Below are 16,022 nucleotides of genomic sequence, written 5' to 3'. Positions count from 1 at the left end.
TTAAGATTTGATTCCTTTCCTAATGTACTGAAAAAATTTATTATTTATTTTGGAAGTTAAATAATCTAATGCATGCTGTAATCTTAGCTGGAGGTTATGGGAAGAGATTAAGACCTTTAACCGAGGACAAACCTAAACCTTTAATTGAAGTTGCGGGAAAACCTATAATAGAATGGCAAATTATGTGGCTTAAATCTTATAATATAACTTCATTTATTATATTAACCGGTTATAAATGGGATGTTTTAGTAAAATGGGTTAGTGAAAACGAAAGAAGACTAGGCATTTCCTCATACTTCTCTATAGAAGAGGAACCTTTAGGCACTGGTGGAGCTCTGAAGAAAGTAAAGAAGCTGTTAGAGGATGAGGATGTATTTTTAGTGATGAATGGAGATATAATAACTGACTTAGATGTATCAAGGCTTAAAATAGATAGAGAGCGTGTTGTCGCCATGGCATTAGTTCCTTTGAAAAGTCCTTATGGAATAGTGGAGACTAAGGATGGTAAGGTAATAGACTTTAAGGAAAAGCCAATACTAGAAAATTACTGGATAAATGCTGGAGTTTATCTTATGAACAGTAGAATATTTAATTACTTGCCAGAAAAGGGAGATATGGAAAAACTTACCTTTCCAAAATTGGCGAAAGAGGAACTAATACTAGGAGTTAATTTTAGTAATGTTTATTGGAGATCAATAGATACTATAAAGGACATAGAGGAAGTAAGCGAGGATTTAATTAAGACAAATAAGTTTAGTAATTCCAAATGAAATATTCTATTCCAATAGTATTACCTCCTCTTTATCTTCATCCTTTTCTTCCTCATATAACCACTTTTTTATGGTTTCTTCAACCCCTAAATTTAAGGAATCTTTAATGAGCCTCTCCTTTATTCTCTTTATTATTAATTCTCGGCAATCTTCCGGTACGTTATCCTCTATTATAAGAAATATTTTTTTCATAAGGGAAATCTCATCTATCATGTATTTTTTAGTTTTTATTATCCACTGTTAGTTAGCTGAAATTAATTTCTTTATGGAATCTAAAACACACGGTAAAAACGTCTCAACTTTCTCCCTAATTACTATATCAGCCATGTTATCCATAGGAGTTTCCTCCATGTTTATAATTATTAGTTTACCTCCTCTATGTTTTACTATTATCGGAATTTGATTTGCAGGATATACTGTTAATGAAGAACCTATGGACATCACTAAATCAGAATCATAAGCTATACTTAAGGCATCATAGATTTGTTTAACTGGTTCACCAAATAACACTACATCTGGTCTGATAATTCCTCCACAAGAACATTTAGGAGGAATCTCACCTTGCCCTATCTTCTCAAGAACTTCCTTTGAGTCATAAACTCTATAGCATGAAGAGCAATAGGATCTCCTCATAGTTCCATGAAGCTCTATTACGTTTTTAGATCCAGCCTTTTGATGCAAACCATCTATATTTTGAGTAATAACAGCCTTAACTATACCCATTTTTTCCAATTCAGCTATCGCGTAATGAGCACTATTAGGCTTAGCTTCAAATAGGCTTCCCATTCGGATTGAATAAAATTCCCAAAATCCTTTAGGATCCTTTTCAAAATACTCTATCGTAGCGAGTTCTGGTGAATATCTTTTCCACAGTCCATTAGGACCTCGAAAATCTGGAATTCCAGATGCAGTGCTTATTCCCGCCCCCGTAAACACTATAGCATGAGTGGAAGATAATAACATTCTTGCTACTTCTTCACATTCCACAATCTATTCTTTCATGTATATCAATAAAAGCCTTTTCATTTAAGATTATTCTCTTCTCCCAGTTATTCCTTTTCTGGCAATCTTACCTAATAATTTATCCGTAACTACCAAGTTATGAAATAAGATTATTGCTGAGATTACTGGTAACATGTAATACGCTAAGACGAAATAAACGTAGTTTGATAATATTGACAATATAGTTGAAGTTAAAGCGGTTATTGATAACGCAATCGAGTACATAATAATACTGGGTAGAAATACGCAACAAGATGAACCTGAAATCACCCCAATAGAAGGAACTAAGACTACAGCTTTACTAGCCTTATATCTTGATAATCCCCAAAGTTCCTTTATTTCAATCACGTTTAATCCTATTAATATTGCTAAAAAAATTCCAATAATAGTGGAAAAAGGTATGATATCACCCTCATAAGGTCCTATGAAGAACCAGATTGCTGGGCTTGTCGAGACCCATTGCAAGAAATAAGGTAAAGAGGGAGGAATTGAATAACCTATCCCAGCATTAAACGTAAATTGAAAGCTTAATGCCTTTATTGATCCTGGCAATAATAGGTAAAAGAAGAAGGAGTAAAGAATTACGTGATATGTCATGTAAGCTCCAATCACTGCCCACAATGTTTTATGAGTTTTAAAAGCCACAATTCTCCTGTGGAGAAAGCTGTAAAATGATTTTGGCAGTAAAAGTAGTATGGACGTCCAGAATGAGATAGTTGATATTGTAGACCATAGTAACGTATCAGAATGACTAGAGAAATAAGCTACTAGCGATAAAAATATAAGAATAGTAGCAAGCACATATCTAATCATATATTTAAGATATGAAGTAAAAAATAAAAATTTTCTCATAACTTAGATTATCCCCATGAAGGTGGAGATGATGTAGAGGTAGAAGTCGTTGTCGACGCTGAACTGCTTATAATGGAATAAGGTACCGAGACGGAATTGGAAACTATTAAGTCTACCCACATTCCGCTTTCTGCATGAGAGTAAACTCCACAAGCTATCCAGTAATAGCCAGGCTGTATATTTGTTAACATTGCAGATGCTGTACCTTGTGAAGGTACTCCATTAGAGTAATAATCTGAGGGATTATCTCCAACATATAATAATATCTTACCGTCTTGAGTTATGTTAGGACTATTAGGAGTCAGTGTATCGTTTAGCACTATATTAGCGTTATGAGGTATGGGTTGATCATTAGTCAATATTACCATTACATTCCATCCGGCTGGAACATAGATTTTCATTTGTCCATACGAGGTTCCATTATAGTTGAATTGAGGTCCAGTTACGGAAACTACTAGATAGATAAATACGGTCTTATTATTAGGATTATAAGGCAATTCACTAGCTCCTGGAGGTAATTTTACTGAACTAGTTGTCGTAGTGGTAGTAGTCGTAGATGACGTTGTACTAGTGGTTGTTGTAGGAAGCATAGTACTTGTTGTCGTCATCATCATAGTTGAAGAGGATTTATGGAATAACGCTAGATAAGCTCCAACTGCAGCTACTATTACTACTACTACAACTACTATTGCGATTAATGCTGTAGTGTTCATTAAAGAGTATCGCGTATAATCTCGTCTTTAAACTTTTTCCCAAAACAAAATATTTAGTTTAATATTTTAAAAATTCTATCTAAGGATCTTTAATAACTTGTTTAGAAAACTTTCTTACAAATATATGTATATTTGATATTAAAATGGTAATATTGAGTAAAATAAATATAACCTCATATCAAACTCAAGACGGTATGAATACAGTGCAGTTATCAATATAATTTACTCGAGATCCATAAACATAAGTTAGAATAAAATTTTATGGAAGTGAATGAAACTGTTGTCCGACATTGTGATGTATTCAGATACTCTTTAAAGATCAACTTAAAACTGGTTGAAATGTTTGTATTAATATGAGAGAAAGTTTTGAGCTAATGCTAGACATTTTTCTTAAGGAGAAGGAATTATTAAGGAAGAAGGGCTGGATAGTTTCTTCACCTTACTCTTATGAATGGTGGGACGGTTTGAAGAGTGCGGAAGAAATAATAATATCTGCTATTTTGGTTCAAATGTCTAGATGGGAAAACGTTAAGAGAGTGATACAATCGATGAGAGAGGTTGGACTAACTAATTTTGAAAAATTATATATGACAAGTGATGAAGAATTATATTCTCTCTTTAAAAGTATTAATTTCTATAGAACAAAGGTTAAAAGATTAAAGTACTTAGCGAAGATAACAATAGACTTAGGTAGTCTAGAGAAGTTGTATGATAGGGATATTCTACTAAGTATAGATGGTGTAGGCGAGGAAACAGCAGATTCTATTTTATTATTTGCTGGGCATAAATTGCATTTTCCTCCCTCAGAATACGGGAAAAGAGTTTTGTCCAGATTATTTGGTAGAGAATTGAATAATAAAAGAGAAGTTAAAACAATGGTTGAAAATAACCTAAGGAAAGGCATTTTTGAGTATAAACTTTTTCATGCGGGTATAGTAACGGTTGGAAGAGCGTTTTGTTTTAAGGAGCCAAAGTGTGATAATTGTATCCTAAAGGATATATGTAATTATGCGATGAAATAAGTATGTTTAAGTACTTTTACAAAATTTAAGTATATTATAGGAATGTTTAAATTCCACTGAATAGACTATTCTCTTATGAAGTTGTACGAATATGAGGGTAAGGCTCTTTTTAAGAGGGTTGGAATACCTATACCCAATGGTGTAGTAACTTCTGAACCTATTAAGTGGGAAGGTAAAGCAGTAGTGAAATCGCAATTGTTAGAGGGTGCAAGGGGAAAGAGAGGGTTAGTAAGGGTTACTGAAGATGTATATAATACTATATTAGAGTTAAAGAAACTTGGAGTTGAAAAATTCCTTATAGAAGAATTTGTTCCACATGAGAAAGAATTTTACGCTTCAGTTTTACTAGACAGAGAAAGCGGAGAACCGATGCTAGTGTTGTCGAGAGAAGGTGGAATTGATGTTGAACAGGCTAAGGATGTGAAGAAAATAATTATACCTTTAGAGAGGGGTGTAAGAAGTTATGATATAGTAGAGGCGGAAAAATATCTAGGTGTTAAGGGACTCTCCCCAATTATTAATGGGCTATATAAGCTGTTCGTGGAATACGACGCTGAATTAGTCGAGATCAATCCGTTAGCGTTAACGAATGATGGAAGATTATTAGCTTTAGACTCTAAAGTAATTCTCGAGGATAATGCATTATATAGGCATGAGGATTTATTGAAAGAGTTAGGTAGACAAGAACCACGTGATACGTATGTAGAATTAGAGGGAGATATAGGTATAATAGGTAATGGCGCTGGTTTAACAATGGCTACTATGGATTTAGTGAAGTTGAGCGGAGGTAATCCAGCTGACTTCTTAGATGTAGGAGGTGGAGCTAATAGGGAGCACGTTAAAGATAGTGTTGTAAGGGTTGGAAGTAATCCCAGGGTGAAGAAGATAGTTATTAATATTTACGGTGGAATTACTAGATGTGATGAGGTAGCGTTAGGAATAGTTGATGCACTAAAAATCGTTAAAAAACCTATATTCGTAAGACTTTTAGGTACGAATGAAGAACAAGGAAAGGAGATATTAAGGAAAAATGGAATAAACGTATATGATGATGTATTAAAAATGATAGGTGATGCGGTACGCTCGTGAACAAGAATACTAAGGTAATAGTTCAAGGTATAACGGGAAAAGAAGGCTCATTCCATACCCAACAAATGCTGAGGTATGGTACTAAGATAGTAGCTGGAGTTACGCCCGGAAAAGGTGGTACTGAAGTTCAAGGAGTTCCAGTTTACGATACTATGAAAGAGGCAATGAAGGAACATGACGCTGAGGCTTCAATAATATTTGTTCCAGCTAGATATGCAGTAGATGCTGCGTATGAAGCAATAGACGCTGGTGTTAAGGTATTAGTAATAATAACTGAGCATATACCAGTGTTAGATATGGCTAGGTTAGTTAAGTATGGTAAGAATAGAGGTACAAGGATAATTGGACCAAACTGCCCCGGAATCATAGTGCCAGAAGAGACGTTGATAGGAATATTACCGGCTAGATCATTCAAGAAAGGTAAGATAGGGATAGTATCTAGGTCTGGAACACTAACCTATGAAGTTTCAGAATTAATTAAGAATCATGGCATGGGACAATCAACTGTTATAGGAATAGGAGGGGATCCTATAATAGGCACTTCTATACTTGATGTAGTAAGATTATTTGATCAAGATCCTGAGACTGAGAAGATAATTGTAATAGGTGAAATAGGAGGAACTATGGAAGAGAGATTGGCTGAAGCTTACAAGAAGGGAGAAATAAAGAAAAAGGTAGTTGCTTACATAGCTGGAATGACTGCTCCTAGGGAGAAAAGAATGGGACATGCAGGAGCTGTAGTTTATATGGGAATGGGCACTTTCGAAAGTAAAATAAAGGCGTTCAAAGAAGCTGGCATACCAGTAGCTAACACGCCATACGATATAGTTAAATTAATATCATCATAACAATTTTTTTATTAACTCCTATATACTCATCATAACATTTTCCATTTAATTTTCTGGGTTTTATCTTCATGTTCACGTTTTTACAAAATGAGTAAAATCTCGCCCTTTAGGACGAGAAGGCAGAGTGTTTATTGTCTTAAAGCATAATGAAAAGATTCGAAATCTCTTGAGATAACACAAATTTTATGGTTTTATTTATTAAATGAAGGCAGAAATTTATAAAGAGAGAGATGGCTAGGTGAGAACTGACCCCTCTCAGCTATAAATGCAGAAGGTTACCTTAGGGCGGTTCACAGGTTTCCCACCTTCAACACTTCATAGCTAATGGGCTCTTAGCACTCACCCCATTCGTCCAGCAGTAGACCATTGGCTGCATCTTCAGCCAAATTGACCCTATGCCTTGGGTGAAGAAGCCCTCCTTGGGACTTGGGAGATATGTGTTAAAGGAGGAGATATACACAAGTTTAGCCCCTTTTGGATCTTCCTCCCCTCAATAACATTCCTTTACCGAAAATAAGAACTTTTACCCAGCATTGAAGGGCGAGGGTCAACATTTTATTGTCGGAAAGTAAGCAAAGCTTCACTATATTTGGAGAGGAAGTTTAGATTTTTTATCGTAAAACTACACTTTATTTCCTTCTAAGTTTATACGTTATAAATGATACAATAGCTACTATAATCACTACTGAGATTATATAGAGAGGAGAAAATGTATTTCCAATGTCTTCAGTACTCACGGTAGCAGTAGGATTTATAACAGTTCCGTTTATCTTTGGCGTGTAGTAGTTGTTGAAAACTATGGTGAGATTAGCTGAGCTTGGTACTGATATCATGTAATAATTAGTTCCAGGGATGTAAGATCCTACCAAGGGATTTGACGTATTAAAATATGTTGAAGTGGCGTTATAAGTGAAGGCTACGAAATAAGCAGAATTATTATAGATGAATTTTCCGATACCGAACATGTCATTGAACGTCGTTATAGGAACAAGTAATGCTACAAAATCTTTGCCTATTATGTTAAAGCCTAAAAGATTAGAGTAGTTCACTATGTGAATCTCGGCATCAGGGGATGCTACTAGAAAATTCAAGGTAACGGGATAGTTATCATAAGCATAATTGAATGAAACACTGTAAACCTTATAAGAGCCAACGTAAAAGGATAAATCTGCGTTTTTCATCTCAATTAGTGAGCTGAACGTTACGTTTAATTGGGGATTTAGGTTAACGTAGTAGTAGCTTTTTAAAGGTATCATATATTGTAATGAGAAATACGTGTAATTATTATAATCAGTGAATTCTATTGCAGGTATCCCGTTATATGAGGTGAAGACTTGATTTGGCGCTAAGAAACCGTTAGGAGTTCCCGCAGAAACAATATAGCTCCACATACTTAATGGATAGGGATAAGCTCCACTTACGTTTTCTATTGTAGTGTTCGAATTTATTTGAGGTATAGTGTGAACTACTGATTTTCCACTTACTTGAAAAGCTGTTCCGTTCCATTTCAAGTTAAGACTGATATTAAATGTAACGTAAGTACCTATACGTGAAGTAGTTTCATAGATGTTATAATTTATCGTAGTGCCTAAGGGTAAAAACCCTAAAATATTAGTAGGTAAGGAGTAAGATAGTAAGGCAAATGAGGACGTTAGAACTAACGTTGCCAATAAACTAACTAATAATAAACTTTTTCTTTTCGACCTAATGCCTTTCTTCATCCTTTCCAGTTTCATCTTATTAATATTTAATATTTTTCCTCACATCTTCCAAAACGGCAAAAGCTGCATTCCTACCTGGAACTCCAGTGACTTGTCCACCTGGATAAGCTCCAGATCCACCAATATACAATCCTTTTATTGGCGTTCTATATCCCCATCCTTTCTTAGGTCTATCGTTAAAAATAAGGGAAAGAGGCAAATGGTTAGGGTTCCCTCCAGGATTATTGTACAAACTTTCTACGACTTTCCAATTTACCTTATCAATATGTAATGTCTTTTCTTTTATATCCGGAAAGAAATCTTCTAATCCTTCAATACTTCCCATTAAAGTCATCACGTCACCACCCAACGAATTATCTACAGCTGAGGGAAGAGTTATTTCTCCTTGAGGTAAGACTATTAGGCTGTCAAAATAGTCTGGTTTTAATGGTTCATTGACTTTTAAGTTATCCCTAAGTATGATGTTATATCTACCGTAACCTGCGCGATACAATGGTAGTTCCATCTTGATTTCATTGTTGGTCAATTTTTCTAATAATACTGGATTTCCAGTAAATATTATGTTATTACTCTCTATTATCTTCCCGTTACTGAGCTTTACCCCTTTTACAGAATTGTCCTTTATTAATATCTCTGAGACTTCGGAATTTGTGAAAATGTCTACTCCTAATTCCCTTGCCCTATTAGCTAATACTCTACCTACAGTTCCCATACCTCCTTTCACGATTTTCCATTGTGTTGAGAAAAAGTAAATGAATAGATATGCTGGCATATTAAGTATGAAATCATAAGAGAATATTGGATACAATTCCTCGAAATTATCTAAATACTCTCTTAAAACTTTCTCAGTCTCCTCCAATAACATACTATTACTTTCCTTAACTTCCTCAATAGTAGGTGGTCTCGTAACATACGTAAATCTTTCCTCTAGTAACCTTTTAGAATCTAATATGAAATCATCTAATTTTCTATAGTTTTTCTCTCCAATCTTCTCAAATTCCTTTATCCTCTTTTCCTTTTCTCTCCAAACCTTTATTATATTTTTTCTTTCAGTAACAAAAATTTCTATATAATCTGAATTAATAGTAGGAAAGTCTACTGAGATTTCAGTTTTTATTTTATCCGGTAAAAGTCCCAATACATAAGCTGCTTTAGAGAACTTAACTCCTTTGTACTCATCTGTATCTGCCATACCTCCCAATTTTTCCCTTCTTTCTAAAACAATTGTTTTCAAGCCGTTCATAGCCAGATAAATTGACGCTATTAAACCATTATGCCCTCCACCGATTATGATTACATCATATTTTTTCAAAAAATTCACCCATAAAACAAGTATGATTTATCTTACAACATATAATAAGTCTTTCCCATAAAAAACGCTTTTTAAAAACTTTAATCATGAAAGAATGACAAACCTCACTCTTTAGGGCGATGAGGAAGTCACTGGTAATCAACAATAGTAGGATTTTCTAGTCTGCCTATATTCTCTATCTCAGCTACCATTAATGCGTTACTTATTGGTTTTAAATGGAATTCAGATTGATCCTCCACATTAACGTATCCTACACTACCGCTTGTCACTACACTCATAGGTGGTATTGTTACGATCTTCGATAATTCTAATAATATTTCTTCAATACTAAATATGAAATCCTCTGAATTGCCATCTTGTATTAATTTACCATCGTAGTAACTTCTCATACCTAATGAGTTAATGTCACCTACTTCATCTTTAGTTACAATATAAGGGCCTAGAGGAGCGAATGTGTCTCTAACCTTATTTCTGAAGTGAGTTCCTCTCATTAACATCTTTTTAACCTTTCCATCTGCAGGATCTCTCCTATAAGCGTAATAAGAATCTTCTTTTAAACCAGGCGGATATGTGATATCATTGAAGACAGAGAATCCCAGAATATAATCGTACAACTCATCTTTATTTTTTACCTCTTTCATTTTCTTCTTTATAATTACTGCTATTTCTACTTCTGGTCTTATTGCATCCTTAGGTGATATAATTGCTTTCTTATGGGCAGTTATAATATTAGGTAGTTTTAAGAAGAATTTGGGGCTTTTCACCATCTCCTTAGCCTCATCCTTTCTCTCAACGCCTAACATCCGAGGTGTATTTACCAACGTGCAAATTATGGCAGATGGTATTACCGGTACATCAAAAATGACCTCATCTAACCTATACGCTCTTCCCTTCGCCTCCTTATCAAAGTCATCTATCTCATGCACATAATTCCCTTCCACTACACCTAACTTCCTCTCCCCCTCTAGTTGAAAGGCCAAATATTTTGTCATTTATTTAGAAAGAATGGAGTTTCAAGAAAAAAGTTAAACATATAACCAGTTTTATTTAATCTTTATTAACCTCTTTATATTCGAACTCATTATTCTATCGTCTCTAATGACCTTATACACTTGTGAGGCATAATCAGCTAAGTCTTGACCTTTGAATGCAGGAAAATCACTCCCATAGATAACCTTACTAGATATTTCTTCTAAATTTGGTAATACGTTAAGAATGTTTTTTGGAGGTATCGAAGATATCTCTAGATAAACGTTACTGATATGCTTAGCCATGTAAAATGCGGAAGAGTACCAAATTGGTCTCCCAGCATGTGCTAGGATTATTTTAAGCCTCGGAAAATCCTTTGCTACATCGTCAACGTAAATGGGATCAGCATATTTGTTCCTACTTCTCACACCTATGCTAGTGCCAGTATGTATCATTACCGGTAAATCGTGATCTTCCGCGAATTCATAAACATAAAGTAATTCCTTTAAACCACCCTCTTCCTCCCTATACGCATTAGGTTTGAAACCGTGATGAGGAGGATGTAATTTTATGCCAATGATTCCCAAAGAGTATTGCCTTTCTAGCTCATGTCTAACATCACACGTTAATGGATTAACCTCTCCCCATTGCAAATAGATTTCTGGATTTCTTTTTCTCTCCTCGTAGTCTATATAGAAGCCGTCATAACACTCTTCGGAGTAACATGGATGGGATGGGACTAATAAGATTTTCTCAATCTCCACCTCATCGTTACGGAGACTCATCCTCGTTTCCTTAACGTTCTCTAGGAACTCCTCACAATGTTTAGGTATTTTCCCAGCGTAAATATGATAATGTACGTGAGCGTCAACTACTTTAATCATAATAGAAAAGATAAATAAATTAGTATTTAAATTTATTCTTGATAAACAGATAAAAATAAACAGATATTTTCATTTAAAGAAAAGCCTCATCTTTAAACGTATCCCCTAGTTAATGAGGAGGATACTCGACCTTTTAGGGCATGTAGGAAGTCAGTATAAAGTGGTCTAAAGTTATTGAAAATGAAGAATCATTCAAAATCGAGTAATAGTTCATTGAATAATTATGCTAAGGAAGAAAAACCAAAAAAAGTTCTAGAATTATCATAACTCATTTAGTACTTCATTAACACTTATTGGGCTAGTGGATAAAATAGTTACTTCTTGATTATTACTTATTCCTAACATTACGTAAAGTTCTTTACCATCATACGTTGAATTTACAGAGTAAACTATTACACTAGAATTCTTATAGACTACTTTCCCAGTAGCGGAAAAGTTTCCTATGGTTATATTAAAGAATTTGAATATTTTAGTTAAATTGCTAAACATGTTTCCTATTGTGTAATTTGATTTCATTAATACGATAGAAGAATTAGCTATTAATTTGAAGTTAGTGTTATTGTATGTACCATAAATTATTATATCTTTAGAGGGTTGTGACGCAAAGATTTTTGGTGAGACGTATAAGTACTTTAGTAGATAAATAGTTGTATTAGTGGAAGAGTTGTCTTTCACTAAATAGAAGTAATATCCGTCAAATCCTATAGCAGTATTATTCTTATAATCATACAACAAAGACTTATATTGAGCGTAAGTAAATCCATGTTTTACCAAGGTCTCATTAATGGCATAAAACGCTAATGAGGAAAGTGGACCAACAGCCTTAACATATCCTATTAAGGCTTGAGTATTATTAAATGAAATGATGTTAAAAGTGCCATTGCCTATAATTTGAGGTAATAATGATATGTTACTATTGTTATAATAGTTTTGTATGAAAGCAATTAATGGCGACGTATTATATAAATGAATAACGCCGAGACTGACATAATGGAAATTATTATCACTACCGTTATTGGTATTGTGAGAATTAGCGTAGGCTAAAACGCCAGCGACCACAGCTATCATTATAATAATTGCTAAAATAATAGGTATTTTGTAGTTCATATTCACCCTTTATCTCATCTATTAATAAATATTTTTTCCTTTGTTCTTTAACATTAGGATATGATATCAGTGAGAAACGTTGTGAAGAGATATGGAAGCAAAGTAGCATTGAATAAAGTCTCATTGGAGGTAAATAAAGGGAAAATCGTCTCCCTTATAGGACCAAATGGTGCAGGAAAGACTACTTTAATTAGAATTTTACTAACACTAATTAAGCCGGATGGAGGAGAGGTTGAAATATTAGGGAAAAACCCTTTTAAATATAAGGGGGTTTTTAGAGAAGTAGGTTACGTACAAGAAATACCGAACTATCCTCCATTTCTAACGGCTAAGCAATTACTTGAACTTTCGGCTAAGATAAAGGGGATTAATAAAGATCAGGTTAAGAGGGTTCTAGAGTTAGTTGAAATGGAAAACTCTTCAAATACACCAATTATAAAATACAGTAAAGGTATGGTTCAGAGAATAGCAATAGCTGAGGCGTTATTAGGGGATCCAAGTGTCCTAATCCTCGACGAGCCTTATATGGGGGTAGACCCAATATTTTCACTAAAATTTAGGGATATTCTTACAAATCTTAAGAAAGAAGGTATTTCTATATTAATGACATCTCACGAAATGGAAGAAGTGAAAAAGCTTTCTGATTACATCTACATGATATATAGAGGAGAAATCATATTTCAAGGAAGTGTTGAAGACATGGTAAAGAAGTTCTTAGGTATCCAAGTGATAGTAGAAACCAGTGACGTTAATGAGGCTAAGAGACTTCTACAAGATATAAATTACGTCACTAACGTTTATGAAGAAGGTGAAAACAAACTAGTTATAAAGATGCTTGAGGATAGAAGAGAGGAGTTACTGAAGTCAATGATACTTAACGGGATAAGAGTAAAAGGCTATTATCTAGATTTAGATATAGAGGAAGCGTATAAGAGGGCGTTGAAGAGTGTTTGAGATAACATTATATGAGATGAGAAGGGCAATAGCGAGGAGAAAAGTCATAGTGCTAACTATTATCTCATTCATATTTGAACTCGGCATCTACCTGGCAATATACTTAGCTCCGTCAAAATCCTTAAAAACTTTAATAATTCCATTATCCCCATACTTGTGGGCATTAGGAGCACTATTACCTCAAGTTATTCTAATTCACTTTCTCGCAATTTCTATATCGTCTGGCTCAATGGCAGAGGAATATGAACAAGGTACCGTAGATTATTTCATATCTAAACCTATATCTAGGTATAGATTCATAACCGAAAAGTTCCTAGGATCTCTTATTTTATTAACGCTTATATATGTGTTGATGATCGTAGTAGCCGTAGTTATGTCTTTTGTTTTATTTGGGTATCAAAAGTACCTTTTCTTATTACCAGAGGTAATAGGGTCTGTGATATTTTCTACTTTAGTTTTCTTGAACATGGCTTTCGTAATAGGAGAAGTATTAAGGAGAAGTAACCTATCCTTTACTATTAGCGGTTTCGTACTAATAGCAAGTATAATAATCACTAACGTGCTATTCTTCGTCTCACAATTTACTCACAATCCAGCTTACGAGAATATATCAATATACTTACCAACGTGGGGGGCAACAGAATTACCATTCATTCTGCTTCAATCCTCGCCGTTTTCTACAATAGTCAAGGGTTTAAACATATTTCCACCAATTAATAATAACTTATTTTTAGCCATTGTTTCCATTTTACTTTACTCATTAATTCCCCTAATATTAGCCTATTTCAGTTTCTTAAATAGAGATATTCCGAAAAAGGTAAGTTGAAAAGTTTATTGTAACAGACTCTTCAAGTCAAAGTTTTCATCAGCTAATGACGATTTCTTGTTCGATATATCTATTCCCTTTTCTATTAATTTGTTTAGTACGTCTAACTCATCATATTCTCTATTAATTGCTAGATAACCTTTGACCAGACCATCCTTTAAGTAAATTACATTAAAGTTAGGCTTTGTTATCTCAAACTTGCCTCTTATAATGTATTCGTCATAATTGGTAGTCTCTCCCGCTGATTCTATGTGTAAGTCAAATATATCTGACCATATTGATGATACGAAATTATATTGTTCATGAGAACCAGCCATATTTCTAGCAGCTAATTTCCCCGTATATTCAGCGTTATTCCAGTGTTCTATTCTCTTTCTCCTCTTCTCAATAGGGTCATAGATGTTTGCGACATCTCCCGCAGTATAAATATCCTTAGCACTTGTCTCTAAATACTCATTAGCTATAATTCCATTGCCCGTATCAATTCCGCTTTTCTGAGCTATATCTAGATTAGGTGAAATTCCTACAGCTAATAATACTAAATCTGCATCTATTCTTTTCCCACCACTAGTTACACCAGCCTTTACCATTTTATCCCCTTGGAATTCTTTCACACTTTCATTTAGAATGAAATTTACTCCCTTACTTTCAAAATACTGCTGTATGAATCTTGAAATTTTTTCATCCACAAAGGTATTCCAAATATAACTTTTAACCTCAATCACAGTAACTTTCACTCCTAACATTGTTAAACTAGACGCTACCTCCATTCCTATGAATCCACCTCCGACAATTAAAGCAGTTTTACTTTTACTTACATCATCTCTTATTGAGTCAGCATCGTCTAACGTCCTTAAGTAGTGCACTCCTCTCAAGTTCTCTCCCGGTAGGTTTAATTTTCTATGACTCCCCCCAGTCGAAATCAATGCCTTTTCAAAATATATATTATCGCCGTTATCTAATACGGCAACCTTCTCGTTCTTGTCTATTTTAGTAACGCTTCTTTGTAATATTACCTCTAAGTTTTCTCTACGATAAAACTCCTCTTTCTCGAAAAATAGTTTTTCTCTAGGAAACTTTCCTCTTAAATAGTGTTTAGACAATGGTGGTCTATCGTATGGATAATATCTGTCGCTTGATACTATAATCACCTTTGAAGTGGGTTTAATCTTAGTCAACTCTTTAAGTGCATTATATCCCGCTATTCCACTTCCTATAATTAAGTACTCGCATCTTTTGTCCATACTAATATATCTGGGATAACGCATATTTAATTCTTATTTCCCGTAACTTATTTATTTGAACTATTTCTAATAAAATTGAAACTTGCTAAGAATAGTACGATTACTGACCTCCACCCTAAAGTTTTTCTTCATTTTCTGACCTTTTCTCCACCCTAAAGGGCAAGGCTTTCATCACATTGTAACCTTTGTCCCATATTAATATATAAACATGTTGAGACTGCCGATTTAGATAATACTCTTGACGCAGATAAAAAGATACTAAGTTACGTCCACATCACTGTTTAGATAAAAAGAGTGTTTTAAATTTTAATGCATCATCAAATGAGTGAACATTATTAAAGAGTACGTAAACTTCACCTCTCTCGTTTATTACCATTTCCTTTAATCTACTTAAATCCTCATCAGTATACTTGTAAGAATAATTGACCTCACCTTTACCTATTCCGTGAAGTCTGTAGTACTTAAATTTAGTTAAAGATTTATGTTTAAATGGGTCTACGACGTGAACTATGTTTGTCTCTTGAATAATTCTCATAATTGCATGCTCACTCCAAGAACCTCTGGGTTCCCAACCATAAATGAAACTTTTATCCAAAGTGGAAAAGTAATCAATTACTCTTCTAATATTTTCATCAGTATGGGAGAATGATGTGGGTGATTGAAATATAATTATCCTTGATCCAAGTGTCTTAGCTTCCGATAACGTTAT

17 protein-coding genes are annotated in these 16,022 nt (G+C 34.2%); 6 read left to right on the top strand and 11 right to left on the bottom strand.

Annotation, left to right across the window (positions count from 1 at the left end; genetic code table 11):
* Positions 1 to 68: 68 nt before the first annotated feature.
* A complete protein-coding gene (locus DMP16_RS00795; RefSeq protein WP_069283406.1) occupies positions 69 to 770 on the top strand; it encodes a nucleotidyltransferase family protein in 702 nt (233 codons plus the stop codon).
* Between the two features lie 6 nt (positions 771 to 776).
* Here DMP16_RS00795 and DMP16_RS00790 read toward each other — a convergent pair whose 3' ends face one another.
* From DMP16_RS00790 to DMP16_RS00775, 4 genes are read right to left on the bottom strand one after another with little or no spacing between them, the layout of a single operon-like run.
* Positions 777 to 962, bottom strand: coding sequence for a hypothetical protein (locus DMP16_RS00790; protein WP_231961100.1), 186 nt, complete (start codon positions 960 to 962; stop codon positions 777 to 779).
* A 48-nt stretch (positions 963 to 1,010) separates the two neighbouring features.
* Positions 1,011 to 1,757 carry an NAD-dependent protein deacetylase gene (cobB, locus tag DMP16_RS00785; RefSeq protein ID WP_083216374.1) on the bottom strand — a complete coding sequence of 249 codons (747 nt, stop codon included), beginning with the start codon at positions 1,755 to 1,757 and terminating at the stop codon, positions 1,011 to 1,013.
* A gap of 45 nt (positions 1,758 to 1,802) precedes the next feature.
* Positions 1,803 to 2,585 (bottom strand): hypothetical protein, encoded by a 783-nt coding sequence (locus tag DMP16_RS00780; RefSeq protein ID WP_069283401.1) that lies wholly within the window; start codon positions 2,583 to 2,585, stop codon positions 1,803 to 1,805.
* Between the two features lie 47 nt (positions 2,586 to 2,632).
* Positions 2,633 to 3,337 (bottom strand): sulfocyanin, encoded by a 705-nt coding sequence (locus DMP16_RS00775; RefSeq protein ID WP_069283400.1) that lies wholly within the window; start codon positions 3,335 to 3,337, stop codon positions 2,633 to 2,635.
* Positions 3,338 to 3,690: 353 nt separating this feature from the next.
* On the opposite strand from DMP16_RS00775, the gene DMP16_RS00770 reads away from it, so the two are divergent.
* The 3 genes from DMP16_RS00770 (at position 3,691) to sucD (ending at position 6,296) form a co-directional block, all read left to right on the top strand.
* Positions 3,691 to 4,359 carry a DNA endonuclease III gene (locus tag DMP16_RS00770; protein ID WP_069283398.1) on the top strand — a complete coding sequence of 223 codons (669 nt, stop codon included), beginning with the start codon at positions 3,691 to 3,693 and terminating at the stop codon, positions 4,357 to 4,359.
* A gap of 75 nt (positions 4,360 to 4,434) precedes the next feature.
* Positions 4,435 to 5,448 carry a succinate--CoA ligase subunit beta gene (locus DMP16_RS00765; RefSeq protein WP_069283392.1) on the top strand — a complete coding sequence of 338 codons (1,014 nt, stop codon included), beginning with the start codon at positions 4,435 to 4,437 and terminating at the stop codon, positions 5,446 to 5,448.
* A complete protein-coding gene (sucD, locus tag DMP16_RS00760) occupies positions 5,445 to 6,296 on the top strand; it encodes a succinate--CoA ligase subunit alpha (protein ID WP_083216373.1) in 852 nt (283 codons plus the stop codon). The genes DMP16_RS00765 and sucD overlap by 4 nt, the downstream gene beginning before the upstream one ends.
* A gap of 629 nt (positions 6,297 to 6,925) precedes the next feature.
* On the opposite strand, the gene DMP16_RS00755 is transcribed toward sucD, so the two are convergent.
* From DMP16_RS00755 to DMP16_RS00735, 5 genes are all read right to left on the bottom strand, one after another.
* Complete coding sequence (locus DMP16_RS00755; RefSeq protein ID WP_255446753.1) at positions 6,926 to 8,032, bottom strand: hypothetical protein; 1,107 nt, start codon at positions 8,030 to 8,032, stop codon at positions 6,926 to 6,928.
* Between the two features lie 4 nt (positions 8,033 to 8,036).
* Positions 8,037 to 9,329 carry an NAD(P)/FAD-dependent oxidoreductase gene (locus tag DMP16_RS00750; protein WP_069283390.1) on the bottom strand — a complete coding sequence of 431 codons (1,293 nt, stop codon included), beginning with the start codon at positions 9,327 to 9,329 and terminating at the stop codon, positions 8,037 to 8,039.
* Between the two features lie 128 nt (positions 9,330 to 9,457).
* Entirely contained in the window at positions 9,458 to 10,321 is an 864-nt protein-coding gene (locus DMP16_RS00745; protein ID WP_069283385.1) for a fumarylacetoacetate hydrolase family protein, read from the bottom strand.
* 51 nt (positions 10,322 to 10,372) lie between these two features.
* Positions 10,373 to 11,182: an amidohydrolase family protein gene (locus tag DMP16_RS00740; protein ID WP_069283382.1), complete on the bottom strand. Its 810-nt coding sequence runs from the start codon at positions 11,180 to 11,182 to the stop codon at positions 10,373 to 10,375.
* A 261-nt stretch (positions 11,183 to 11,443) separates the two neighbouring features.
* Positions 11,444 to 12,289 carry a hypothetical protein gene (locus DMP16_RS00735; protein ID WP_069283381.1) on the bottom strand — a complete coding sequence of 282 codons (846 nt, stop codon included), beginning with the start codon at positions 12,287 to 12,289 and terminating at the stop codon, positions 11,444 to 11,446.
* Positions 12,290 to 12,349: 60 nt separating this feature from the next.
* On the opposite strand from DMP16_RS00735, the gene DMP16_RS00730 reads away from it, so the two are divergent.
* On the top strand, positions 12,350 to 13,243 hold the full coding sequence (locus DMP16_RS00730) for an ABC transporter ATP-binding protein (protein WP_069283379.1): 894 nt from the start codon (positions 12,350 to 12,352) through the stop codon (positions 13,241 to 13,243).
* On the top strand, positions 13,236 to 14,069 hold the full coding sequence (locus DMP16_RS00725; protein ID WP_069283376.1) for an ABC transporter permease: 834 nt from the start codon (positions 13,236 to 13,238) through the stop codon (positions 14,067 to 14,069). Before DMP16_RS00730 ends, DMP16_RS00725 begins: the two co-directional genes overlap by 8 nt.
* Positions 14,070 to 14,074: 5 nt before the next feature.
* Here the strand turns inward: DMP16_RS00725 and DMP16_RS00720 are convergent, their stop codons facing one another.
* Together DMP16_RS00720 and DMP16_RS00715 are read right to left on the bottom strand one after the other, a co-directional pair.
* Positions 14,075 to 15,313 carry an FAD/NAD(P)-binding oxidoreductase gene (locus tag DMP16_RS00720; protein ID WP_143576823.1) on the bottom strand — a complete coding sequence of 413 codons (1,239 nt, stop codon included), beginning with the start codon at positions 15,311 to 15,313 and terminating at the stop codon, positions 14,075 to 14,077.
* Positions 15,314 to 15,587: 274 nt separating this feature from the next.
* A partial coding sequence (locus tag DMP16_RS00715; protein ID WP_143576822.1) for a DUF72 domain-containing protein occupies positions 15,588 to 16,022 on the bottom strand: 435 nt, incomplete at its 5' end.

Origin of the sequence: Sulfolobus sp. B1, from assembly GCF_007050195.1 — an archaeon.
In the GTDB taxonomy this organism is placed as follows: Archaea; Thermoproteota; Thermoprotei_A; order Sulfolobales; family Sulfolobaceae; genus Saccharolobus.
This window is presented reverse-complemented; position numbering and strand designations above follow the sequence as displayed.

Coding starts and splice junctions, on each gene's coding strand:
- DMP16_RS00735 (WP_069283381.1), bottom strand. CDS start 12,289: ATGAACTACAAAATACCTATTATTTTAGCAATTATTATAATGATAGCT.
- DMP16_RS00780 (WP_069283401.1), bottom strand. CDS start 2,585: ATGATTAGATATGTGCTTGCTACTATTCTTATATTTTTATCGCTAGTA.
- DMP16_RS00730 (WP_069283379.1), top strand. CDS start 12,350: ATGATATCAGTGAGAAACGTTGTGAAGAGATATGGAAGCAAAGTAGCA.
- DMP16_RS00775 (WP_069283400.1), bottom strand. CDS start 3,337: ATGAACACTACAGCATTAATCGCAATAGTAGTTGTAGTAGTAGTAATA.
- DMP16_RS00755 (WP_255446753.1), bottom strand. CDS start 8,032: ATGAAACTGGAAAGGATGAAGAAAGGCATTAGGTCGAAAAGAAAAAGT.
- DMP16_RS00745 (WP_069283385.1), bottom strand. CDS start 10,321: ATGACAAAATATTTGGCCTTTCAACTAGAGGGGGAGAGGAAGTTAGGT.
- DMP16_RS00770 (WP_069283398.1), top strand. CDS start 3,691: ATGAGAGAAAGTTTTGAGCTAATGCTAGACATTTTTCTTAAGGAGAAG.
- DMP16_RS00720 (WP_143576823.1), bottom strand. CDS start 15,313: ATGGACAAAAGATGCGAGTACTTAATTATAGGAAGTGGAATAGCGGGA.
- DMP16_RS00790 (WP_231961100.1), bottom strand. CDS start 962: ATGAAAAAAATATTTCTTATAATAGAGGATAACGTACCGGAAGATTGC.
- DMP16_RS00795 (WP_069283406.1), top strand. CDS start 69: ATGCATGCTGTAATCTTAGCTGGAGGTTATGGGAAGAGATTAAGACCT.
- DMP16_RS00740 (WP_069283382.1), bottom strand. CDS start 11,182: ATGATTAAAGTAGTTGACGCTCACGTACATTATCATATTTACGCTGGG.
- DMP16_RS00765 (WP_069283392.1), top strand. CDS start 4,435: ATGAAGTTGTACGAATATGAGGGTAAGGCTCTTTTTAAGAGGGTTGGA.